Here is a 20,112-nt window from a genome sequence, read left to right on the forward strand (position 1 = left end):
ATAAATACCTTTGGCTTAATGAAAGTATCCGGATTTACCTTTATCAGAAACGCTGTTAAAAACGATTATCCCATTGTTGAAGCCATTACTTCCATTTTGCCGCTGTGCGATGAATTTATAGTAATGGCTGGTAACTCTGACGATGGCACCCGCCAGCTCATTGAAGCTATAGGTTCACCTAAAATAAAGATCATTGATTCTGTTTGGGACGATACCCTGAAAGATGGCGGCCGTGTTTTCGCGGTAGAAACGGATAAGGCATTTGCGGCCATATCGCCGGATAGCGATTGGGCTTTTTACATTCAGGGCGATGAGGCCGTGCATGAAAAATATCATCCGCTCATTAAAAAAGAAATGGAGCAGGCGCTAAGCAAACCCAATATTGAAGGCTTGTTGTTTAAATACCTGCATTTTTACGGCTCTTATGATTACTATGGCGATTCCAGGCGCTGGTATCGCCGGGAGATCCGTTTGCTTAAAAACATCAAAGGCATCAAAGCCTATCGTGATGCACAAGGTTTCAGGCTTGACGACCGTAAGATCAAAGTAAAGCTGATTGATGCCTACATATATCACTACGGCTGGGCAAAACCGCCACAGGGTCTTAACAACAAAGTGCGCAACTTTAACCGGTTTTACCATGACGATGCCTGGATGGAACAAAATCTGCCCGAAACATATGAGTTTGATTATGGCAATGCCGATAAACTGGTGCACTTTACCAGTACGCATCCGGCCCCTATGCAAAAGCGTATAGCCGCTACCAATTGGAAAATTGATTTCAGCACCAAAAAGCTTCGCAAAAATATGACCTTTAGGCGCAAATTTTTGCAAAGGGTTGAGCAGCTTACCGGCTGGCGCATTGGCGAATACCGCAACTATGAAATTGTAGAACGATAGAATATATAATAATGAGCCCAATATCAGTTGATATTACCAACCGAACCTTGCTCCGAGAGCAATTACTGTCACTTGATCCGGATACTGCGCCACTTTGGGGCAACATGAAGGCCCGCCAAATGGTTGAACATCTGGTTGACCAGGTAGAATGGACAAACGGTAAAAAAACACCTACCTGCGACAGACCCGCCGAGGAAGCCCACCAGCGTAAAATGCTGATGATTTACAGCGACACGCCGATACCGCAAAATATATTTTCTGGTCACTTACCCGAAAACTATCAATTCCCGAGCATGGCTGCCGCTATCAACGCACTGGTGCAGGAACTGAATGCTTTCGACAAATATTTCCTTCAACCCGGTGCAATAGCTATTCACGGTGGTTTTGGCCCAATGAATCATCAGGAATGGTTGATGTGGCACGGCAAGCACTTTGCGCATCATTTTAAACAGTTTGGGTTGATAGGGGAGTAAAAGAAATATAATCCTTGCGCTCGTTTGTAACGAGCGCTTAACATGGTAATTGCGTTTCAAACGCAACTTACCTAAAAGATAAAAGCGATACAATCGCTACCCAGTTTTAAGCGCTCGTTGCAAACGAGCGCAAGTGGAAATCCTTTAATCCAATAATCTGTTTAATCGTGGTTCAGACAAAAAATCACAAATTCTGTGCGATGACAAAACCGCTGGCCCAGGCCCATTGAAAGTTGTAGCCACCCAGCCAGCCGGTAACATCTACGCACTCGCCACCAAAAAACATACCGGGGACTTTCTTTGCTTCTAAAGTTTTTGACGACAACTCATCGGTTGATACACCGCCGCGCATTACTTCAGCCTTATCATAGCCCTTATCGCCCGCAGGTTTTACCTTAAATTCATGAATCAATTGGCTAATGTTCTCGATATCGGTTTTGGTAAGCGATGCCAGGTTTTTCTCTACCGGGAGTTTATCACTCAAAGCCTCAGCAAATTTTCGGGTGTAGAGGTTGGCCAAATATGCCAGCAACATTTTTTTACCGTTGACTTCCTTTTCCTGGTGTATAAGGTCGGCTATGTTTTGAATAGGTAACAGATCGATATTAATGTATTCGCCCGGTTTCCAGTAGGAGGATATCTGTAATATAGCCGGGCCGCTCAATCCCCAATGGGTGAATAAGATGTTCTCTTCAAAGCTGATCCTATCGTTCCAAACGCGGCAAAAAATACTGTTACCGCTGAGCTGCTCATACCAGGGTTGGTCTTTACCGGTAATGGTAAGCGGTACCAGGGCTGGGGCAGTATCCACAATTTGCAGGTCGAATTTACGGGCGGTGCGCAGGCCAAAATCAGTAGCCCCCATTTTGGGTATCGGCAAACCGCCGGCAGCAATAACTACGCTCGGGGCGCTGATGTACTCCTGGCTGCCATCAATTTCAACACGAACGGTAAAACCATCGTCAGTTTTTTCAACCATTTTTACCTCGGCATTGCACCAGATCTCCTGGTCAAGATCATCACAAAGGTTGGTGAAAACCTGCACCACATCTTTAGCCTTGTCGCTCTCCGGGAATAATTGGCCCAGTGTTTTTTCTTTACCTACAATGCCGTAAGTTTCAAAAAAACTAACGGTATCGTCAACCGTCCACTGCGAAAATGCTGATTTACAGAAGTGTGGGTTTTGCGAGATGAATTGCTGATCGGTAGCATACAAATTGGTGTAATTGCACCTGCCACCCCCACTGATGAGGATCTTGGCACCTACACGGTCGGCTTTTTCCAGAATAAGCGTGCGTTTGCCTAAAAAGCCGGCTTGCACGGCGCACATAAGTCCGCAGGCGCCGCCGCCAATAATTATTGCATCAAAATGGGTTTGTTTTGTTAAATTTGTAGTCATGACCGATGTATCGCAAATATCAGAATTTGGAAAGATACTTATCTTTCTGATTACCGGAATAATAATGGTATGCGTTATATTTTTTGTTAACCGCCTGCTTGCACCAAATAATCCTAATCATGAGAAGCTAACTTCCTATGAATGTGGCGAAGAACCAACCGGCAATGCCTGGCTGCCGTTTAATTCCAGATTTTATGTGATAGCGCTTATATTTTTGTTGTTTGATGTAGAGATGGTATTCATTTTTCCGTGGGCAACAGTGTTTGGCAGTCATGAAATTATAGCGCAGGATGCCCGTTGGGGCTGGTTTTCGCTGGTTGAAATGTTTATTTTCCTGGGAATATTGATATTAGGCTTGGTTTATGTTTGGTGCAAAGGCGACCTGGAATGGATAAAAGCCAAGCCCGTGGTGCCTACTACCGATGTAGCTATTCCGGCTTCACTGTACGAGCAATTGAACATGGAACAAGGCAAATTTGTGGTAAAACCATTCAGCATGACCAACGAACCTGTTGTTGCTGAGACTGTTTTAGCCGAAATAACACCTGTCGAAGCGCCTGCTGTGCGTAAGCCTATGTTTAAACCCACTTTTAAAAAGCCTGCAAATGAGTAGTGATGTAACGAGTGAAAGCGGTGGTGTAGTTGTCACCAAAATGAACGATCTGCTTAACTGGGCGCGTTTATCATCCCTGTGGCCGTTGAGCTTTGGTATAGCTTGCTGTGCCATTGAAATGATGGGTTCTATGGCATCTACCTATGATCTGGACCGGTTTGGTGTTTTTCCGCGCCCATCCGCCCGCCAGGCTGATGTAATTATCATTGCCGGAACGGTTACCTTTAAAATGGCCGAACGTATTAAACGCCTGTACGAGCAAATGCCGGACCCTAAATACGTGATATCAATGGGATCATGCTCCAACTGCGGCGGCCCATACTGGCAGCATGGCTACCACGTAGTAAAAGGGGTTGACAGGGTAATACCTGTTGACGTGTATGTACAGGGCTGCCCTCCGCGTCCAGAATCATTGATAGGCGCCATCCTGGAACTGCAAAAGAAAATTGAAGGCGAAAGTTTGGTAAGAGGGTAGGTGGAAGCGTTTGGAGTAAGTAAAGATTGTCATTTCGATGAGCAAAGGAGGAATATGTGAGGGTGCGAAGAGAAATCTTATACGACTAATTTACCAGCTAAATTGCTTTTCATATAGTACAAGATTTCTCTGTCGCTCAACGCTCGGACCTACCCATGCTCCCTCGAAATGACAATATTGAACGTCGTTATTGCAACACTTTTCTCTCTTCAACAATTTTTCTGATCAGGGCTTGTAGCACAACCGCGTTCCAATCTTTAGCAAATGTTTTGCTTTTGTTTTGCTTTTTATTGTTGCAGTTATATATCATGAAGTAATTGTAATAATTACTAATGCAGATCAGGTTCCAGGGCAGAATGTTGTTTGCATCCCAACCTATGCCGCCAAAGTGAAACTTGATGCCGCAAAGCTCGAATGTTTGGTGAATGTTGTACAGATCATAGTAATAATTATACAGGTTAACAAAGTAATTATGCCATAGCTGGTGTATTATTTCAGACCATAAGCTGCCATATAATCTTTTGCGGATGCCGTAATAACTACCCAGTCTTATACGGATTGTTTTTTGCTGTTCGGTTTGAATATCAATAAAATACTGGCGGCCAATGGTAAAGGCATACCCGTTGATCCAGCTGACACCATATCTGAAACCAGTGATACTTTCGGCAGCGATAATTTCGGGCGCAGCAAAGCCCGACGGTTTTTCAATAATCAAGCCTTCCGTTTTAAACGTCAGTATTTTGCTTGTTTTATTGTTCAACAGTGCCGGAATCTCAATAAGGCAGGTATCTTCATTCATCCGGTATAAAAATAAGCATCTGTAACAATAATTTATTTATAAGCAATAAATTAATTGAATATTACAAAACGCGATTTTTATAAAAAACATAACTTTACCGCTTAACTCTGCCTTATGCATAAAAAAGCGCCACGTAAAAATAATGTTATATTGCATATTCTTTGGATCGGTTTATTGACCGGTACCCTTGATGGTCTTGCGGCGCTTATGTTAAATTACAAAATACATCCTGCGGTAATTTTTAAATTTATTGCGAGCGCGGTATTTGGCAAAGCGGCTTTTAAAGGCGGCGCCGAAATGGTTGTTGCCGGAGTGGTGTTCCATTACCTGATAGCCATTTTATTTACCAACGCCTTTTATTTGCTGTACCCGTTTTTTAAAAAAGTATTAAAAAACGTTTATCTGATAGCCTTGCTTTACGGTACAACCGCGTGGCTCATCATGAATCTGGTGGTTATCCCCATTACTCAAAAGGCGTTTCCGGTTATTAAGGCACAGGTTATTTTGATGGGTATAGCTATTTTATTTGTTTGCCTGGGGCTGCCTATAGCTCTTATCGCCGACAGGCACCTGAAAGAGGGGAAGTTCAACATTGAGCCTAAGCGATAGTTAAGCCTGTATAAAAAAAGAGCCCGGTACTTGCTATCAGGCCCTCTTTAAGGATTTAAAATTAAACAAACATACAATTAATTATTGAGGCATCAATACCCCATTTAAACCGTGTACAACACCGTTGGTAGCCATGAGGTCAAACGCTATTACCAGCGCGGCATTCCCTTTGGCATCGGTGATCTGCAGGTTACTTTTATCATTAACCGATAGGGTTAACGATTCGCCATCAACAGTTTTTAATATGGCTTTGCCTTTTCCGGCACCTAAAGCCTTGATAATATCGGCTTTGGTGTATTTACCGGCTACTACGTGATACTTGAGTACTTTGGCCAGCTTGGCGTGGTCTTTTGTCAACTCATCCATAGTTGGTTTGGGTACTTTACTAAAAGCTACATCATTTGGCGCAAATATGGTAAACGGTCCGGCACCTTTTAAGGTAGTTTCCAGATCTGCATTTTTGATGGCCAATGCAAGTGGGGCATACTCTGTAGTACTTGCAAGTACGCCAACTACATCGCCCGAAGCGGCAGATGGTGCAGTAGTACCGGCAGGAGCTGTTTTATTAGTTGTATCGCGTTTAGTAGTGTCTTGTTGTTGTGTTTGGGCAATTGCATTGTTTGATAAAAATCCAATAGTCAGGGATGCAATGGCAATTAAAACTGATCTTTTCATGTTCATCTTTCTTTTTGATTTTAGTTCGTAATAGAATGTAAAGTGTATCAGTTTTTCGTATAAAATTTCCTTTTAAAATAATTGTACTTGTTATTTGATGTAGAGTTATAACCTATAATTACATTAAATAGTTTTTAATTAATTGAAAAATGAGGTTAAACATCTAAGAGAGAAGGGATGATAATGCATATTTTCTATCCGTATATCGTAGGATTTAACAGCCACCGCAACCAATTTGTGACATTAAGATTAGGGCTTTTTGGCCTTTGATGAGTTTATTTGTACCTTCAAAGTTCATGCCCCTATAGGGCATGTTTTATATAAAAATAATCCATGAAGGCACTCGCACGGCAACTCTTTAAAACCTTTTTATTTGCAGCTATCATATCCATCGCGGCAAACTGTATTTATTACTCGGTTACCCAAAAAGGAGTTGATTACGACAAGGCATTACCTAAAATAATTGAGGGTATAGTTTTGCTGAACATTATTGTGTTTGTGATGTCGTTACCATCATTATTTCTGGTTAACCTGGCTTACTGGAATAATTTGGCGGTAAGGCTCATCCTTTATTTCTCTGGGTCAATCGTATTTTTAATTACCTCTTTGCTTCTGCACCTGCCGCCTCAATCAAAAGTAGTTTATCTGCTCACAGGAGGTATTTTCCTGGCGGTGCATGCCGTTTTTTACTATTTGTGGGTAAAAAAGCGCGCATGATCTGTTGATGTTTAAGCATTTTATGGCTTTTTGAAAGATTTCAGGTAAACTTGCAACATTAACATGAAAGCATTTTACGGAGATTTAAAATTAGGTATTCTGGGTGGCGGCCAATTAGGCCGTATGCTCATACAACAAGCTATAAATTATAATGTTACGGTTAAGGTTTTAGACCCCGACAGGGAAGCCCCATGCCGCAAACTATGCGATGAATTTACAGTAGGTTCGCTCGGCGATTATGAAACCGTGTACAACTTTGGCAAAAACGTTGACCTGCTTACCATTGAAATAGAGAAGGTAAATGTTGACGCGCTGGAACAACTGGAAAAGGAAGGCGTGTTGGTATACCCGCAATCGCGCATTATCCGTTTGATACAGGATAAGGGCCTTCAAAAACAGTTTTTTAAAGAAAACGATATACCCACTGCCGATTTTCAGATCATATCAACACCACAGCAATTACAGCAAAGCTTTATCCCTTTCCCCTATATTCAAAAGCTGCGTAAGGATGGCTATGATGGTAAGGGTGTTTATAAAGTAGTTGATGAAAGCTATTTGCAGGGTGCATTTAAAGAACCCAGTCTGATTGAAAAATGGATAGATTTTGAAAAGGAAATAGCCGTTATAGTAGCCCGCAATGAAAAAGGCGACATCAGCACATTTCCGCTGGTGGAAATGGAGTTTAACCCCGAAGCCAATCTGGTTGAGTTTTTAATATCGCCATCAACACTATCATTTGAGATACAACAGAAAGCCGAGCAAATTGCTAAAAAAATTGCTGAAAGCCTTAAGATAGTAGGCTTATTGGCTGTTGAAATGTTTTTGGATAAACATGGAAAGATACTGGTTAATGAGTTAGCTCCACGTCCACACAACAGCGGTCACCAAAGTATTGAGGGTAACGTAGTATCACAGTTTGAACAGCATCTGCGGGCTATATTTAACCAGCCTTTAGGTGATACCGCCTGCCTGAACAATGCCATTATGGTAAACGTTTTAGGCGAAGCAGGGCACGAAGGACCAGCCGTTTATCAGGGTATTGAAAAGATATTGAACGTACCGGGAGTATATGTACACCTTTACGGCAAAGCGCTTACCAAGCCTTTCCGCAAAATGGGCCACGTTACCATTGTAGACGTTGACCGCGAGAAAGCCATTGAAAAAGCACGGTTTGTACAGAAAACGCTGAAGGTGGTTAGTTGATACCAATCATAACCTTGTCATCCTGAGGAACGAAGGATCTATCGCAGATTTGCAAGTTGTACAATAGATGCTTCACTGCATTCAGCATGACAAATTTTATAATATAAATTTAAACACGCGTCATTGCGAGGAACGAAGCAATTCCCGATTAGCAGAGTCTCTCTGTAAGGTATAGAGATTGCTTCGTTCCTCGCAATGACGCTCACATAGAACCATCAACTATGAGCAATAAAGAGCCAAAAGTAGCCATCATTATGGGCAGCAAATCAGACCTGAATGTGATGCAGGATGCCGCCGATGTTTTAAAAGAATTAGGTGTTGAATACGAAATTACCGTGGTATCCGCCCACCGCACGCCTGATCGTATGTTCAGCTATGCCCGTGCAGCTGCCGATCGGGGTATTAAAGTAATTATTGCCGGGGCAGGCGGTGCCGCGCATTTGCCGGGTATGGTAGCCTCATTAACCCATTTGCCGGTGATAGGGGTTCCCGTAAAATCAAGCAATTCAATTGACGGCTGGGATTCTATACTATCTATATTACAGATGCCTAATGGTATTCCGGTTGCTACAGTGGCCCTAAATGCCGCTAAAAATGCGGGTATCCTCGCAGCACAGATACTATCAACCGCCGACGAATACCTGGTTCAAAACCTCATCAACTTTAAAGAAGACCTTAAAAAGAAGGTAGAAGATTCCGCGAAGGAAATGGAGGGGTAGTACCCGTTGCAAGTTTTTTAGGTTTTACGTATTACGTTGTACGTTTGAAGTTTTTGAATTTTTAAAAACGTATAACGTAATACGTCCAACGTAAAACCTTTTCACTGTAAGAACTCAATTCAACGCCGGGTTCTCGGGGAAGTTAGCTATGTGGGCATAGCGCTGACCCATGCCTATAACCACCTCTTTCCACAGGTTTTGCTCGTTGGTGAACAGGTTGGCTGATTTAAAATTATCGGCTACTATCCAGCTGTCCTGCATAATTTCTTCATCAAGCTGCTGAGGTGTCCAGCCAGAGTATCCGGCAAAAAATTTTATTTCGCTTTCGTTTAATGTGTAGTTAGATACCAGTTCCTTAACCTGGTCAAAATCTCCGCCCCAGAATACGCCATTTGCTATTTCAATTCCGCCATCAATCTTTTCAGGGCAGCAGTGTATAAAGTGCAGTGTGTTTTTGGCTACTGGTCCGCCGTCATAAACCGGCATTTCCGAGTAGGATACATCGGGCAAAACATCGCCCAGCATATATTCACTGGGGTGATTCAGGATAAAACCCATAGCTCCGTCGGCAGAGTACTCTGTTAGTATGATCACCGATCTTTTAAAGTTCGGATCCATCATAAAGGGTTCCGAAATTAGTAAATGCCCTACGGCAGCCGATATTGAACTTAGCATAAGGTTAGTATTTATTTAACATAACAAGCATAATAAAAATATGTTCAATTTTTCAATTAAATGTATAATCAAACGGTTAGTATCAGGTATCAGTACTTTTGAATAGTTATTATACAGTAGAGCTTTGTGAAACTGTACTGATACTTGATACTAAAACTTGGTTTCTATATTTGTAAGTTTGCAGTAAATGAATCAGCAGGAATTACAAAATTTAAGGCAGGATTACACTGCCGCTACATTATCTGAAAATGATACCAAAGGTGATCCGATAAACCAGTTCGACCAATGGTTTAACGAAGCTTTGGCTGCAAAATTGCATGAGCCCAACGCCATGACGCTTGCTACAGCTACCGCGAACGGAAAGCCATCGGCCCGTATTGTGCTGTTGAAAGGCTTTAATCAGCATGGTTTTATATTTTATACTAACTATTTAAGTCGTAAGGGGAAAGAGATCACTAAAAACCCGCAAGGGGCTATAACTTTTTTCTGGGGCGAACTGCAACGCCAGGTGCGCATTGAAGGTACTATCGAGAAACTGAGCAAAGAAGATTCTGAAAAATATTTTCATTCGCGCCCTAAAGGCAGCCAGATTGCCGCGGTAGTTTCTCCGCAAAGCCAGGAAATTGAAAACCGCGACGGTTTTGAGAAAAAGTGGACTGAGCTCGAGGCTGAGTATGAAGGCAAGGAAGTGCCTAAGCCATCATTTTGGGGCGGTTATATTTTAAACCCGCAACTGGTTGAGTTTTGGCAAGGTAGATCAAGCCGTTTGCACGACCGTATTTTGTACAAAAAAGTTGATAAAAAAAGCTGGAAAAAAGTACGTTTGGCACCATGATGTTTAACGATATTAAAATATTACTCACCGAGAAATTTGGTGACACCGTGATTGTGGGCGAGGAAACAGGCGGGCTGCAACCCGCACTGCTCATTAATCCTGATGATATTACGGCAGTATGCCTGGAATTGCGTAACAATCCTAAAACCTATTTTGATTTCCTGTCGAGCCTGAGCGGGGTGCATTATAATGATGAGGACAATCGTTATGGAGTAGTGTATCACCTGGCATCCATACCCTATAAAACGCAGCTTACATTAAAGGTAAGCAAGCCCCATGATCGTGAAAGTAATGAACTGCCCGAGTTTAAAAGTGTTGTAAGTGTTTATCGTACTGCCGACTGGCACGAACGCGAGACTTATGACCTTTTCGGGATATTTTTTGAAGGGCACCCCGATCTACGCCGGATATTATTACCCGATGATTGGGAAGGTTTTCCGTTGCGAAAAGATTATAAATCTGCTGAATATTATAAGGGGATTAAGGTGGATTAGCCCCCAGGCCCCCTAACCCCCTAAAGGGGGAACAGATTTGTAGATTTCAGATGTGCAGATATGCAAATGACTCTATACAAAGAAGCCCTGTTTAATCAAACAGGGCTTCTTTATTTTTACAATATCCGCACACCAAAAAGCTCCCCCTTTAGGGGGTCGGGGGGCTCTTGAAATAAGCTATCAGCTTTTCAATATTCTTTAAAGTATATTGGTGGGCATGTATTTTTTCTACCACATCAGGTTCGTCGCCCATAATATCGGTCATGATGTCCTCAAAGTTTTCGTCGGTAAGTTGTTTCATATCTGCGGTATTGGAACCGTAGTAATAAATAGTTTTGCCGCCGCCTCTGCCGCCACGGCCGCCTCCAAGAGAAATACCAATGCCGCCGCCTACACCGCCGCCGTATCCGCCGGTGCCATAACCCAGCCCAACTCCGGGTGAAATTCCAAAACCGCTGCCGCCTCCACCTTTACCGCCTTGGGCCACATAAAGCTTAGTAGGTTCATCCAGTACAACCTTTACAAAATCGGTTTCCTCTTTACCCCATGATGAATTTTGAGGAGCATGTGCAACTACAAAGCTATCTTTTCCGACTACAAAAGAGCGCAGGTCGCTGGCGCTTAGTTTATAGGGATTGGCTTTCTGATCTTCCCTAAACTCAATAAAGCCTTCGTCTTTTATAGGCGCCTTACCCGATGGATTTACCCTGATCAGGCCGGTTTCGCGGTTGCCCTTTACATCGGTAAAGTTGCCCGGCTGCCATTTTTGGGCCTGTACAGCAGTATAGCCCAGCAAAAAGAATAGTAGGATTACAATTGAGCGCATAACATGTTTAAAACACAAAGAACGTAATTTTTGAACATTTAATATGTAACGGATGCTTTATGCCTGGAGAATTGCTATTTAAATAGGAGGCTCCTACAGAGCCGTTAAAATACATGTTACCTACTACTATAAACAGGTAGTTCCTCCGGAACTATAGTTCTTTTGATTTCGGGACTCCGACGGAGTCATCTGTTTATAGCTTAAATCAAATTAGTAAATGGCTCCGCAGGTGCCTCCTAATGACCGCTAAGTTAAAGGCGATTTTTCCTGGTTTACGCCATGTTATAAACGACACTTAAAATCATACCAAGTGGTAACATATAAAATACATAATAATGGTAAAACTGAGCACAGAAGCATTTAGATTTGGAGCATCTAAATAGCCATATAAATTATTATGCAATTAACTGTTGATTTACGCAGCGATACCGTTACCAAGCCAACTCCGGGTATGCTGGAGGCCATGTGGAGCGCCAAAGTAGGGGATGATGTTTTTGGAGAAGACGAAACCGTTAACGCCCTTGAGCAAAAGGCTGCTGCCATTTTTGGTATGGAAGCCGGTTTGTTTTGCCCATCGGGTACCATGACCAACCAGATAGCCATTAAATGCTTTACCCAGCCGCTTGATGAGCTCATTGCCGACCAAACCGCGCATGTGTATCGTTACGAGGGCGGAGGAATAGCTTTTAACTCAGGCGTATCAACCCGTTTGTTGAATGGCTACCGCGGTATCATTACCGCCGAAATGATTGAGCCTGAAATTAATGCCGAAAATATCCACTTCCCACATACCAGCCTGGTTGTGCTTGAAAATACGGTTAATAAAGGTGGGGGCAGCTGCTATACCCTGGCCGATATTAAACCTATTGCAGAGTTGTGCAAGGCTAAAGGATTAAAACTTCACCTGGATGGTGCACGCATATTTAACGCGCTAAGCCATACAGGCGATAAAGCTGCCGATTATGGCCAATACTTTAAGGGGATATCTGTTTGTTTGTCAAAAGGTTTGGGGGCGCCTGTAGGCTCGGTATTGTTAGCCGATAAGGAAATCATTAAGTACGCCCGCCGCATCCGTAAAGTTTTGGGCGGGGGGATGCGCCAGGCAGGCTTTTTGGCCGCGGCAGGCATTTATGCCTTAGATCATCATGTAGAACGCCTGAAGGTTGACCATAGCCATGCCCGTATCCTGGGCGAAGAATTGGGCAAGCTTGATTGGGTAAGTAATGTATTACCTGTTGAAACCAATATAGTACTGTTTGATACCGTTCAGCCTGCCAAAGAGGTGCTTGCCAAGCTGGCTGCTCATGGCATTAAAGCCGGAGATACTGATAAACACCGTATACGTTTTGTAACTCATTTGGATGTGCATGCCGAGCAGATCGAGTATCTGGTAAAAATACTTAGAGATGAGTTTTAATAATTAGATAAACACGCTACTCATAAATTACAAAGGCCCTTAGTTACATACAACTAAGGGCCTTTGCTTTAAAACTCAAACTTATTAAACAGACTATCCTTTGGTTACCGGAACATTTAAAGAGATATCCAGAAAATCGGGCGCGCCATTTTTGGTGATACCAAAATCTTTGGTAATCACTTTAAAAGTGCCTTTAAAAACACCTTCATTACCTTTATCATCAAATGTAAAATGGATGGTCATGGGTTTGGTAACACCTTTTAACGTTAGTTTGCCGTTGGCATCATAACCGGCACTGGTTTTACTTACTGCTGTTGAAGTAAAGGTGATGGTAGGGTAATGGTCAACATCTATAGCATCTTTAGAATGGTTGGTTTTGATGAAAAAACCGGTACTTAAGGTTGTAGCATCAATAGTAGCCGAAATTTTAGCTTCTTCAGGGTGCGCCTTGTCAAACTGTATATTAGCTTTTAATCCCTGAAATTCACCGTGAATTTTTCCGTTGGCGAACTTTACTTCATAAGGGTCTTTTACTTTCCAATCAATTGCAGCGGCAAAAGCGGTAACAGCAATAAATAATGCTATCAGTGCCGGGTACATTATTTTTTTCATAACATTTATTTTTTTCATGGTTAATTGTTTACACGTCAATTAAGTGATATGTAAAAAATACGGCTATGTGATGCCGTGGGTTGCCTGCATATAGAAATATTGTACTGTAATTCTTATCGATGCCTATTTATGGTGGCTGCGTTAAAATAAACTCAGAGGGCAGGCAACCAATTGAAAACTATTACAGTAATATCTAATATAAATATTGTCACAAAATTCACAACAGATGAAAAAACTATTAAAACTTGGGGCGTTAGCGTTTATAGCAGCTGCCTTATTTTTTACTACAGATGTAAAAGCTCAAACTACACCAGCCAATGCTTTCACTTTAGGCTTAGGCATTGAAACAGGAAACCCATTGGGTCAGGCACGTCTTGGTTCGCACTTTACTTTAGGCGGAACAGCCCGTTTACAATATGGTATCACTAATGATCTGGCCGCTACATTGACTGCAGGTGGTTATCACTTTTTCCCGATAAAAATACCCGGACAAGATGTTAGGTACCAAAGTTTTGGAGAGATACCGGTAAAAGTTGGTTTAAAAGAATTCTTTTTGCCAAATATATATGTTGCCGGCGAAGTTGGTGTTGCATGGGAGAAACTGGAAAAAGGTTGGGGCCCGCACAGACTTGATCTGTCGCCAGGTGTAGGTTATGCTAACAAGCACTGGGATTTTAGCTTCCGCTATGAAAACTTCTCCAACTCGGTTGATCATTTTGGCCTGCTTGGCTTACGCGTAGGCTACGGCTTTGGCCTATAATAACCTAATGATATTGGTGCCTGCTCTGTTTTCTTCATAACAATAATAACAGGTGCGGGCACCTAAAACTTAATGCGGTTGGTGTTTGTTGTTGAAACATGAACCGATTACTGCAAAAGCTCGAAAAAATAGGCCGCGACCCCAAAGTTACCGCGAAGGCTGTTGGGTTAAGATACGTATCAGATGCGTCGCCGGGGTACACCCGGAAAAAGAGCGGAACGGGCTGGAGCTTTTACGACTCCGATGGTAAGTTGGTAAAAGATAAGGAACTGATTAACCGGTTTAAAAAGCTGGTGATCCCACCCGCGTATACCAACGTTTGGATTTCTCCATATGATAATGGCCATCTGCAGTTTACCGGTATAGATGCCGCAGGGCGCAAACAATACCGCTATCATGCGGGCTGGAACCAGATTCGCAATCAATCAAAATATCATCGTTTGCAAACATTTGCCGCTCATTTACCCGCCATACGCGAGCAGGTGGACAAAGATCTGGCGCGCCGCAATCTTGATCACGAAAAAGTGGTGGCACTTGTAGTGCGGTTAATGGAGCTTACCGGCATCCGTATCGGGAACGAATCGTACAAAAAATTATATGGTTCCTTTGGCCTAACCACCCTGCAAAACCGGCATATTAAAATTGAAGGCTCCAAGCTGCAGTTTGAATTTAAAGGAAAAAAGGGTGTACAGCATAAAATAGCCCTGCAAAGCAAAAAGCTGGCAAGGCTGGTAAAACAATGCCGGGACATCCCCGGCAAAGAGCTTTTTCAATATTATAATGAAGCAGGTGAGCGCTGCAGCATAGGTTCGGGCGATATTAACGACTACCTGAAAAACATTACCGGCGAAGATTTTACCGCCAAGGATTTCCGTACCTGGAGCGGCAGTGTAAGCGCCTTGTATGCCTTTAAAGAAGCAGGAGAGTTTACCAACATCACCGAGTGCCGAAAAAAAATTGTAAACGTGCTTGATGAGGTTGCTATTAACCTGGGCAATACCCGCTCGGTTTGCAAAAAATATTATGTGCACCCAACGGTAATTAAAAGTTATGAGGAGGGTACCATATTCAAATACATTGATAAGCTTGATGAAAGCCGTGATATTGAAGCCGCTGAACTAAACCTGGCCGAAAAAGCTTTGTTAACCCTGCTTGAAACAGAAAAACTGGCCGCAGCCAGTTAATTCTTAGCCTTTTTGGTTTTAATGATGATGACCCCGTCTTTAGCTTTTTCACCGTATTTTTTTACCAGACTGGGTTCTTCGTTTTTAAAAACATTCATGCTTTCAATAGTTTTGGGATCTATTTTCTTCAAATCTGCTTCAGACATTTCTTTATCATCTACCAAAATTAAAGGCTTGTTACCTTCTGAATTGGTAATATTTACGCCTTTGTCATTGCTGGATACACCTAATGTTTCTACTTTTTTGCCATCGGTAGTTACTATAACTTCTGAAATGCGTCCATTGCCCTTGACAGATTTGATACTATCAATCATTATTACTTTAGGGTATGTTCCTGTAACAGTGTGTGTTATAACTGGTTGAACGTTTACCTGATTATTTACGGACACATTGCTATTTATATTGTTAGTCACTTGTGAATTGGCTGATACTTTATTACTGATAGCAATTTTAGGGCTAATACGAATTCGTTTTACCGAATCTTTGGTAATAACTCTAATAATTCCAATGTTTTTACTTTTGTTTCCATCAGCATAAGTGTCGCCCTTTGATATATCTACAGTTTCTATACTGTTGGGATCAATTTTATTCAAATCACCTTTTGTTCCATCAATATAAGTGATTACTGAATCCATATGGCGTTTATTGGTCGTAACCACCTTTTTAACGGTGTCAACTTTTTGTATTGCCTTCAATGTGGTAACCTTTGATGTAGCCATTTTTGTTTTTGCTATAACAGGTTTTGCAGCTATAGACTCATCATTATTTACATGCATGATTTTGGCCAGCGCCGGGGCCGAGTAAATGAGTTTTACACGTATTGGTTTGGCAAAATCGGCTTTTGAAATACTAAACACCAGTAATAAGGCAATTAGCACAGGTACCATAAAGGCGTACCGGGTAAGGTTTATGCGGGATGATCTTTTAGCGTTCATCATGATAATTCGTTTTTTAATGGTTGATAAATTGAAGTGATTAACTATACTATGCCCGGTGTGATTGAGGCTTACCGATAGCAAGCTGTACTGATAGGTTTTACTGTCAATACCTTTGCTGAGTATTTTACGGTCGGTTATAAATTCAACGTTTTCTTTGATGGCTCTTTTGATGAGCCATATACCCGGGTTAAACCAATAAAAAATAGTGCTCAGTTCGGCTAATAAGATATCGGCGGTGTGCCATTGATTCACATGCACCTGTTCGTGCAGTAATATAGCTTTCAGATCGACAGGTTCATGTTTCGCCGGGTTAACAAAAATGCTTTGCCAAAATGAGAAGGGGGCTGTATCCTTGTCAGTAACCCGCACTTGATGATCATTAATCACAGCAGGTTTTGAGCTCTTATACAATTGGTACAAAGAAAACAGCTGGATGGCTAATCGTATAGCTAAAACATACGCTCCTAACCAAAAAATAATTTCGGCCCAGTGCCAATAGTCAGGCGAGTTTGTTAATCCTTGCGCAGGCAATTGCCAGTTAATCACTACCTGTTCCATTGGTTTGGCAAGGGCTTCATGGTTTTGCAAAAAGGGCAGCAGGTTAATTTCCGGATAAACCGAAGCAAACAAAATGGCAGCAAGCAGATAAACCCGGTTAAGGGTGTAAAAGGTAAGATGCCTAAGTACCAGATAATAGCCCGCGCAAAACAGCAGCAGGGCAATATTTACTTTTAATAAAAAAACAAACAGAACTGGCATAGTTTTAAAGTTTATTGTTTTTCAATCAGTTTAATGATCTCCTGGAGCTCGCTGGCGCTTATTTTTTTCTCGTTGGCAAAAAACGTAACCAGATCTTTGTAGGAGTTTTGGAAATAATCGCTCACAAAGCCGTTCATAAAGCGTTTCTTATATTCTTCTTCCTGTATGGCCGGGATGTAACGCCAGGAGTTGCCCATCTTTTCGCTTTTTAAAAAGCCTTTGCGCTCCAGGTTCTTGATGGTTGATGCCAGGGTAGTATAGGGCGGTTTGGGCTCAGGCAGCTGGTCTAAAAAATCTTTAATAAAGCCCGATCCACATTGCCATACCGCCTGCATGGCTTCCTCTTCCTGTTTAGATAATTTTTCCATTGATTTACGATTGTTTCGTAAATCTACGAAAGTTTCGTAATAAAGCAAATTTATTTTTATTTCAGATTATGCATTACTTATGGTTTGTAATACTGTTGTTAATTTCTCCTGCATCTTAACAAGGTATCCGCTAAAACAGGTTATCTTACGCTTTAAATAAAAAGGGTAGGAGCATGGCTTTAAAAACAACCGTTATTACAGGTGCAACATCAGGTATTGGACAGGAAACAGCTATCGCTTTGGCAAAGCAGGGGCATGCGCTGCACTTATTGGTCCGTAATATTCCTAAAGGCGATCGGCTGAAACAACTGATAGCCGATAAAACCGGTAATAAGGAAGTGTATGTAGTGTACTGCGACCTGGCCGACCTGCAAAGCGTTCGTGAAGCAGCAGAGGAATTATCGGGAAAGCTGTTTGCCATTAATACACTTATTAATAATGCCGGTGGGATATTTGAAACGCGGCAATTAAGTAAGAATGGGTTCGAGATGACACTGGCTACCAACCACCTGGGGCATTTTCTGTTAACACAGCACCTGATGCCTTTGCTCGAAAAAGGGCAGGCCCGTATCATTAATGTAAGTTCTGAGGCGCATAAAATAGGTAAACCCCTGTTTGATGATCTGCAATGGACAAATGTATACAGTGCCTTTAAGGCTTATGGCATGAGCAAATTGTTTAATATTTATTTTACCCAATCATTGGCAGAGAAATACGGCAGCAAAGGTATTTTGGCCTTTTCATTGCATCCGGGAACCGTTAAAACAGCGTTTGGTAGCACGCTTCAGGGTTTGGAAAAAATGCTCATGAAGCTTGCCCGGCCATTCATGCTCAGCCCTGAGCAGGGTGCCGAAACCACCATATTCCTGGCCACAGCGCCAAGGCTTGATCAATATAACGGCGCATACTTTAAAAAGAAAAAGAAGGCTAAAACATCAGCTGTGGCCACCGACTCAGAATCGCGCAATAAGCTTTGGACAATCAGCGAAAAACTGCTTTCGCGCTACCTGGTATGGCCCCAGGTTTAAGTCTTTCCTGTATCTGAAAAATTACCATTGCTGTAGGCATTAAAAGTTGTAACATTAAAAGTTATTGGCTATTTTAGATTACTTAATATGACAATAATGCCTTTGAATAAAAAATTTATAGCTACACTCGGTTTATTATCGGTTGTGGTACTTGGAGCCATGACATCCATGACTACTAAGAAACCTCAGGATGAAGGTTTTAAAAACCTCAAGGTACTACCTAAGAATATCTCGAACGATAATCTCCATAAGATTATGGAAGAGTGGGAGCATTCATTAGGTGTTCATTGTAACTTTTGCCACGTACGTAACGAAGAAACCAAAAAAATGGATTGGGCAAATGATACCAAGCCAGAGAAAGAAATGGCGCGTGATATGTTTAAAATGATGAATAAAATAAATCAAAAATATTTCAGCGCTAAAAAAGATTCATTAGGTATGATCATGCAATCAGGTGTTAATTGTAATACCTGTCACCGTGGTAGCGCCCACCCAGAAGTTGTAGTACCTGAAGGACATGGCCCCGGAGCTGCTCCGGCACCAGCGCCAGCCCCAGCTGGTGCTCCTGCACAAAGCAATTAAGATTGGTAAAACATAACATACACCTCTGACCAAAAATCAGGGGTGTTTTAATTTATAAGCGATATGGCGAGTGTAGTAAATATCAGAAACGCACAGGAAGACGATCTTTTATCCATACTCCATATTTACAATGATGCCATACTGAATACCACTTCTGTTTACAGCGAAGAACCTCATACTATTGAAATGCGCCAGGCCTGGTATCAGGAACGCCTGAATAATGGTTTCCCGGTTTTGGTTGCCGAAGCGGCAGGTAAAGTTGTTGGGTTTTGTTCATACGGGCATTTCCGTGCGTGGCCGTGTTACCGTTTTACCATTGAACATTCTGTATATGTAGATCCTGAGTTCAGGGGGCAAGGTATCAGCAAGCTTCTGCTCAGGCCGCTTATACATATGGCTCAACAAAATAACATCCATGCCATGATAGCCGGTATTGATAGCGAAAATCAGGTGAGCTATCATTTGCACCAATCGCTTGGCTTTAGGCAGGTGGCCCATTTTAAGGAGGTCGGTTTCAAGTTTAACCGCTGGCTCGATCTGCTTTTTATGGAATTGCTGCTTGACGAATGAGGTTAACCTTTTATTAAGTAATATACTTAACCGTCACTTCCCCTTAAAAATCATCAAAACTTCATTGTTTTCCCATACTTTAGTAAGGATAATTTAAAAAATTAATTTTTTACTTAATAAATTAGTAAATTTAACTATAAATGTTAATTGCTGTTTTATTAGTTCATTGTTATTTAAAGATCCCCTTAAATTACATTAACCATGACTACTGACATTGCAGACAAGGCTATCACATCGGCAGCAAAAAGAAAGGAAGTTAATACAACATTCCAGGGCCCGCTTTGCAAACGTTGCCATAAGGCCAGTTTGAGCCGTATTCATCGGAGCCCATTTGTAAAAATGTTTTTGTTCTTTCTGCCCCTTAAAAGATATATCTGTTATCGTTGCCATCGTAAAACTTACCGTTGGGACAAAAGGCCGGATGCCTAAAAGATTTACCTGGAATAAATTTTGCCACCGCCAAAAATTGCCGACGGGCAATA

General features: G+C 42.0%; 25 protein-coding genes. 17 read left to right on the forward strand and 8 right to left on the reverse strand.

What is annotated here, in order from left to right:
- Nucleotides 1–18: 18 nt before the first annotated feature.
- Nucleotides 19–900, forward strand: a complete 882-nt coding sequence (locus AAGC65_RS03650) for a glycosyltransferase family 2 protein (protein WP_343111048.1) — start codon at nucleotides 19–21, stop codon at nucleotides 898–900.
- Between the two features lie 11 nt (nucleotides 901–911).
- Nucleotides 912–1,373 carry a hypothetical protein gene (locus AAGC65_RS03655; protein ID WP_343111049.1) on the forward strand — a complete coding sequence of 154 codons (462 nt, stop codon included), beginning with the start codon at nucleotides 912–914 and terminating at the stop codon, nucleotides 1,371–1,373.
- Between the two features lie 184 nt (nucleotides 1,374–1,557).
- Here AAGC65_RS03655 and AAGC65_RS03660 read toward each other — a convergent pair whose 3' ends face one another.
- Nucleotides 1,558–2,772, reverse strand: a complete 1,215-nt coding sequence (locus AAGC65_RS03660; RefSeq protein WP_343111050.1) for an NAD(P)/FAD-dependent oxidoreductase — start codon at nucleotides 2,770–2,772, stop codon at nucleotides 1,558–1,560.
- Between AAGC65_RS03660 and AAGC65_RS03665 the strand changes: the two genes are divergently transcribed.
- Together AAGC65_RS03665 and AAGC65_RS03670 are read left to right on the forward strand one after the other, a co-directional pair.
- The gene (locus AAGC65_RS03665) at nucleotides 2,771–3,385 is read left to right on the forward strand and encodes an NADH-quinone oxidoreductase subunit A (RefSeq protein ID WP_343111051.1); all 615 of its coding nucleotides are present in this window, start codon (nucleotides 2,771–2,773) and stop codon (nucleotides 3,383–3,385) included. The genes AAGC65_RS03660 and AAGC65_RS03665 overlap by 2 nt on opposite strands.
- Entirely contained in the window at nucleotides 3,378–3,860 is a 483-nt protein-coding gene (locus AAGC65_RS03670; protein ID WP_343111052.1) for an NADH-quinone oxidoreductase subunit B family protein, read from the forward strand. Before AAGC65_RS03665 ends, AAGC65_RS03670 begins: the two co-directional genes overlap by 8 nt.
- Nucleotides 3,861–4,047: 187 nt before the next feature.
- On the opposite strand, the gene AAGC65_RS03675 is transcribed toward AAGC65_RS03670, so the two are convergent.
- A complete protein-coding gene (locus AAGC65_RS03675; RefSeq protein WP_343111053.1) occupies nucleotides 4,048–4,659 on the reverse strand; it encodes a hypothetical protein in 612 nt (203 codons plus the stop codon).
- 114 nt (nucleotides 4,660–4,773) lie between these two features.
- On the opposite strand from AAGC65_RS03675, the gene AAGC65_RS03680 reads away from it, so the two are divergent.
- Nucleotides 4,774–5,268 (forward strand): hypothetical protein, encoded by a 495-nt coding sequence (locus AAGC65_RS03680; protein ID WP_343111054.1) that lies wholly within the window; start codon nucleotides 4,774–4,776, stop codon nucleotides 5,266–5,268.
- A gap of 81 nt (nucleotides 5,269–5,349) precedes the next feature.
- Here AAGC65_RS03680 and AAGC65_RS03685 read toward each other — a convergent pair whose 3' ends face one another.
- Nucleotides 5,350–5,943: a fasciclin domain-containing protein gene (locus tag AAGC65_RS03685; RefSeq protein WP_343111055.1), complete on the reverse strand. Its 594-nt coding sequence runs from the start codon at nucleotides 5,941–5,943 to the stop codon at nucleotides 5,350–5,352.
- Between the two features lie 333 nt (nucleotides 5,944–6,276).
- Here AAGC65_RS03685 and AAGC65_RS03690 point away from each other — a divergent pair, with 333 nt between their 5' ends.
- From AAGC65_RS03690 to purE, 3 genes are all read left to right on the forward strand, one after another.
- Complete coding sequence (locus AAGC65_RS03690) at nucleotides 6,277–6,660, forward strand: hypothetical protein (protein ID WP_343111056.1); 384 nt, start codon at nucleotides 6,277–6,279, stop codon at nucleotides 6,658–6,660.
- A gap of 63 nt (nucleotides 6,661–6,723) precedes the next feature.
- Nucleotides 6,724–7,863, forward strand: coding sequence for a 5-(carboxyamino)imidazole ribonucleotide synthase (locus AAGC65_RS03695; protein WP_343111057.1), 1,140 nt, complete (start codon nucleotides 6,724–6,726; stop codon nucleotides 7,861–7,863).
- Nucleotides 7,864–8,084: 221 nt separating this feature from the next.
- Nucleotides 8,085–8,582, forward strand: coding sequence for a 5-(carboxyamino)imidazole ribonucleotide mutase (gene purE / locus AAGC65_RS03700; RefSeq protein ID WP_343111058.1), 498 nt, complete (start codon nucleotides 8,085–8,087; stop codon nucleotides 8,580–8,582).
- A gap of 114 nt (nucleotides 8,583–8,696) precedes the next feature.
- Here the strand turns inward: purE and AAGC65_RS03705 are convergent, their stop codons facing one another.
- Nucleotides 8,697–9,257 carry a YqgE/AlgH family protein gene (locus AAGC65_RS03705; RefSeq protein WP_343111059.1) on the reverse strand — a complete coding sequence of 187 codons (561 nt, stop codon included), beginning with the start codon at nucleotides 9,255–9,257 and terminating at the stop codon, nucleotides 8,697–8,699.
- 187 nt (nucleotides 9,258–9,444) lie between these two features.
- Between AAGC65_RS03705 and pdxH the strand changes: the two genes are divergently transcribed.
- Together pdxH and AAGC65_RS03715 are read left to right on the forward strand one after the other, a co-directional pair.
- Nucleotides 9,445–10,092 (forward strand): pyridoxamine 5'-phosphate oxidase, encoded by a 648-nt coding sequence (pdxH, locus tag AAGC65_RS03710; protein WP_343111060.1) that lies wholly within the window; start codon nucleotides 9,445–9,447, stop codon nucleotides 10,090–10,092.
- Nucleotides 10,089–10,586 carry an NADH-quinone oxidoreductase subunit C gene (locus AAGC65_RS03715; RefSeq protein WP_343111061.1) on the forward strand — a complete coding sequence of 166 codons (498 nt, stop codon included), beginning with the start codon at nucleotides 10,089–10,091 and terminating at the stop codon, nucleotides 10,584–10,586. Before pdxH ends, AAGC65_RS03715 begins: the two co-directional genes overlap by 4 nt.
- Nucleotides 10,587–10,734: 148 nt before the next feature.
- On the opposite strand, the gene AAGC65_RS03720 is transcribed toward AAGC65_RS03715, so the two are convergent.
- Nucleotides 10,735–11,412 carry a hypothetical protein gene (locus AAGC65_RS03720; protein WP_343111062.1) on the reverse strand — a complete coding sequence of 226 codons (678 nt, stop codon included), beginning with the start codon at nucleotides 11,410–11,412 and terminating at the stop codon, nucleotides 10,735–10,737.
- A gap of 397 nt (nucleotides 11,413–11,809) precedes the next feature.
- Here AAGC65_RS03720 and AAGC65_RS03725 point away from each other — a divergent pair, with 397 nt between their 5' ends.
- Nucleotides 11,810–12,829: a GntG family PLP-dependent aldolase gene (locus AAGC65_RS03725; protein WP_343111063.1), complete on the forward strand. Its 1,020-nt coding sequence runs from the start codon at nucleotides 11,810–11,812 to the stop codon at nucleotides 12,827–12,829.
- Nucleotides 12,830–12,922: 93 nt separating this feature from the next.
- On the opposite strand, the gene AAGC65_RS03730 is transcribed toward AAGC65_RS03725, so the two are convergent.
- Complete coding sequence (locus AAGC65_RS03730) at nucleotides 12,923–13,441, reverse strand: YceI family protein (protein ID WP_343111064.1); 519 nt, start codon at nucleotides 13,439–13,441, stop codon at nucleotides 12,923–12,925.
- Nucleotides 13,442–13,667: 226 nt separating this feature from the next.
- Between AAGC65_RS03730 and AAGC65_RS03735 the strand changes: the two genes are divergently transcribed.
- Together AAGC65_RS03735 and AAGC65_RS03740 are read left to right on the forward strand one after the other, a co-directional pair.
- Nucleotides 13,668–14,201, forward strand: coding sequence for a hypothetical protein (locus tag AAGC65_RS03735; protein ID WP_343111065.1), 534 nt, complete (start codon nucleotides 13,668–13,670; stop codon nucleotides 14,199–14,201).
- A 98-nt stretch (nucleotides 14,202–14,299) separates the two neighbouring features.
- On the forward strand, nucleotides 14,300–15,385 hold the full coding sequence (locus AAGC65_RS03740) for a DNA topoisomerase IB (RefSeq protein WP_343111066.1): 1,086 nt from the start codon (nucleotides 14,300–14,302) through the stop codon (nucleotides 15,383–15,385).
- On the opposite strand, the gene AAGC65_RS03745 is transcribed toward AAGC65_RS03740, so the two are convergent.
- Complete coding sequence (locus AAGC65_RS03745; protein WP_343111067.1) at nucleotides 15,382–17,082, reverse strand: M56 family metallopeptidase; 1,701 nt, start codon at nucleotides 17,080–17,082, stop codon at nucleotides 15,382–15,384. The two genes, AAGC65_RS03740 and AAGC65_RS03745, sit on opposite strands and share 4 nt — an antisense overlap.
- Before the next feature lie 11 nt (nucleotides 17,083–17,093).
- Nucleotides 17,094–17,450, reverse strand: coding sequence for a BlaI/MecI/CopY family transcriptional regulator (locus AAGC65_RS03750; protein WP_343111068.1), 357 nt, complete (start codon nucleotides 17,448–17,450; stop codon nucleotides 17,094–17,096).
- A 173-nt stretch (nucleotides 17,451–17,623) separates the two neighbouring features.
- Between AAGC65_RS03750 and AAGC65_RS03755 the strand changes: the two genes are divergently transcribed.
- The 4 genes from AAGC65_RS03755 to AAGC65_RS03770 all read left to right on the forward strand — a co-directional run bounded on the left by AAGC65_RS03755 (nucleotide 17,624) and on the right by AAGC65_RS03770 (nucleotide 20,059).
- The gene (locus tag AAGC65_RS03755) at nucleotides 17,624–18,478 is read left to right on the forward strand and encodes an SDR family oxidoreductase (RefSeq protein WP_343111069.1); all 855 of its coding nucleotides are present in this window, start codon (nucleotides 17,624–17,626) and stop codon (nucleotides 18,476–18,478) included.
- Between the two features lie 96 nt (nucleotides 18,479–18,574).
- A complete protein-coding gene (locus tag AAGC65_RS03760) occupies nucleotides 18,575–19,060 on the forward strand; it encodes a c-type cytochrome (protein WP_343111070.1) in 486 nt (161 codons plus the stop codon).
- 63 nt (nucleotides 19,061–19,123) lie between these two features.
- Complete coding sequence (locus tag AAGC65_RS03765) at nucleotides 19,124–19,630, forward strand: N-acetyltransferase family protein (RefSeq protein WP_343111071.1); 507 nt, start codon at nucleotides 19,124–19,126, stop codon at nucleotides 19,628–19,630.
- Nucleotides 19,631–19,831: 201 nt separating this feature from the next.
- On the forward strand, nucleotides 19,832–20,059 hold the full coding sequence (locus AAGC65_RS03770) for a hypothetical protein (RefSeq protein ID WP_343111072.1): 228 nt from the start codon (nucleotides 19,832–19,834) through the stop codon (nucleotides 20,057–20,059).
- The last annotated feature ends 53 nt before the right edge of the window (nucleotides 20,060–20,112 follow it).

The organism is Mucilaginibacter sp. (genome assembly GCF_039207105.1).
Lineage (GTDB): Bacteria > Bacteroidota > Bacteroidia > Sphingobacteriales > Sphingobacteriaceae > Mucilaginibacter.

Excerpts from the sequence above, each read along its gene's own strand:
- AAGC65_RS03735 (WP_343111065.1), top strand. The coding sequence starts at position 13,668 with ATGAAAAAACTATTAAAACTTGGGGCGTTAGCGTTTATAGCAGCTGCC.
- AAGC65_RS03725 (WP_343111063.1), top strand. The coding sequence starts at position 11,810 with ATGCAATTAACTGTTGATTTACGCAGCGATACCGTTACCAAGCCAACT.
- AAGC65_RS03730 (WP_343111064.1), bottom strand. The coding sequence starts at position 13,441 with ATGAAAAAAATAATGTACCCGGCACTGATAGCATTATTTATTGCTGTT.
- AAGC65_RS03685 (WP_343111055.1), bottom strand. The coding sequence starts at position 5,943 with ATGAAAAGATCAGTTTTAATTGCCATTGCATCCCTGACTATTGGATTT.
- AAGC65_RS03660 (WP_343111050.1), bottom strand. The coding sequence starts at position 2,772 with ATGACTACAAATTTAACAAAACAAACCCATTTTGATGCAATAATTATT.
- AAGC65_RS03715 (WP_343111061.1), top strand. The coding sequence starts at position 10,089 with ATGATGTTTAACGATATTAAAATATTACTCACCGAGAAATTTGGTGAC.
- AAGC65_RS03665 (WP_343111051.1), top strand. The coding sequence starts at position 2,771 with ATGACCGATGTATCGCAAATATCAGAATTTGGAAAGATACTTATCTTT.
- purE (WP_343111058.1), top strand. The coding sequence starts at position 8,085 with ATGAGCAATAAAGAGCCAAAAGTAGCCATCATTATGGGCAGCAAATCA.
- AAGC65_RS03680 (WP_343111054.1), top strand. The coding sequence starts at position 4,774 with ATGCATAAAAAAGCGCCACGTAAAAATAATGTTATATTGCATATTCTT.
- AAGC65_RS03675 (WP_343111053.1), bottom strand. The coding sequence starts at position 4,659 with ATGAATGAAGATACCTGCCTTATTGAGATTCCGGCACTGTTGAACAAT.
- AAGC65_RS03770 (WP_343111072.1), top strand. The coding sequence starts at position 19,832 with ATGACTACTGACATTGCAGACAAGGCTATCACATCGGCAGCAAAAAGA.
- AAGC65_RS03695 (WP_343111057.1), top strand. The coding sequence starts at position 6,724 with ATGAAAGCATTTTACGGAGATTTAAAATTAGGTATTCTGGGTGGCGGC.
- AAGC65_RS03655 (WP_343111049.1), top strand. The coding sequence starts at position 912 with ATGAGCCCAATATCAGTTGATATTACCAACCGAACCTTGCTCCGAGAG.
- AAGC65_RS03720 (WP_343111062.1), bottom strand. The coding sequence starts at position 11,412 with ATGCGCTCAATTGTAATCCTACTATTCTTTTTGCTGGGCTATACTGCT.
- AAGC65_RS03740 (WP_343111066.1), top strand. The coding sequence starts at position 14,300 with ATGAACCGATTACTGCAAAAGCTCGAAAAAATAGGCCGCGACCCCAAA.
- AAGC65_RS03765 (WP_343111071.1), top strand. The coding sequence starts at position 19,124 with ATGGCGAGTGTAGTAAATATCAGAAACGCACAGGAAGACGATCTTTTA.
- AAGC65_RS03705 (WP_343111059.1), bottom strand. The coding sequence starts at position 9,257 with ATGCTAAGTTCAATATCGGCTGCCGTAGGGCATTTACTAATTTCGGAA.
- AAGC65_RS03755 (WP_343111069.1), top strand. The coding sequence starts at position 17,624 with ATGGCTTTAAAAACAACCGTTATTACAGGTGCAACATCAGGTATTGGA.
- AAGC65_RS03670 (WP_343111052.1), top strand. The coding sequence starts at position 3,378 with ATGAGTAGTGATGTAACGAGTGAAAGCGGTGGTGTAGTTGTCACCAAA.
- AAGC65_RS03690 (WP_343111056.1), top strand. The coding sequence starts at position 6,277 with ATGAAGGCACTCGCACGGCAACTCTTTAAAACCTTTTTATTTGCAGCT.
- AAGC65_RS03650 (WP_343111048.1), top strand. The coding sequence starts at position 19 with ATGAAAGTATCCGGATTTACCTTTATCAGAAACGCTGTTAAAAACGAT.
- AAGC65_RS03745 (WP_343111067.1), bottom strand. The coding sequence starts at position 17,082 with ATGCCAGTTCTGTTTGTTTTTTTATTAAAAGTAAATATTGCCCTGCTG.
- AAGC65_RS03760 (WP_343111070.1), top strand. The coding sequence starts at position 18,575 with ATGCCTTTGAATAAAAAATTTATAGCTACACTCGGTTTATTATCGGTT.
- pdxH (WP_343111060.1), top strand. The coding sequence starts at position 9,445 with ATGAATCAGCAGGAATTACAAAATTTAAGGCAGGATTACACTGCCGCT.
- AAGC65_RS03750 (WP_343111068.1), bottom strand. The coding sequence starts at position 17,450 with ATGGAAAAATTATCTAAACAGGAAGAGGAAGCCATGCAGGCGGTATGG.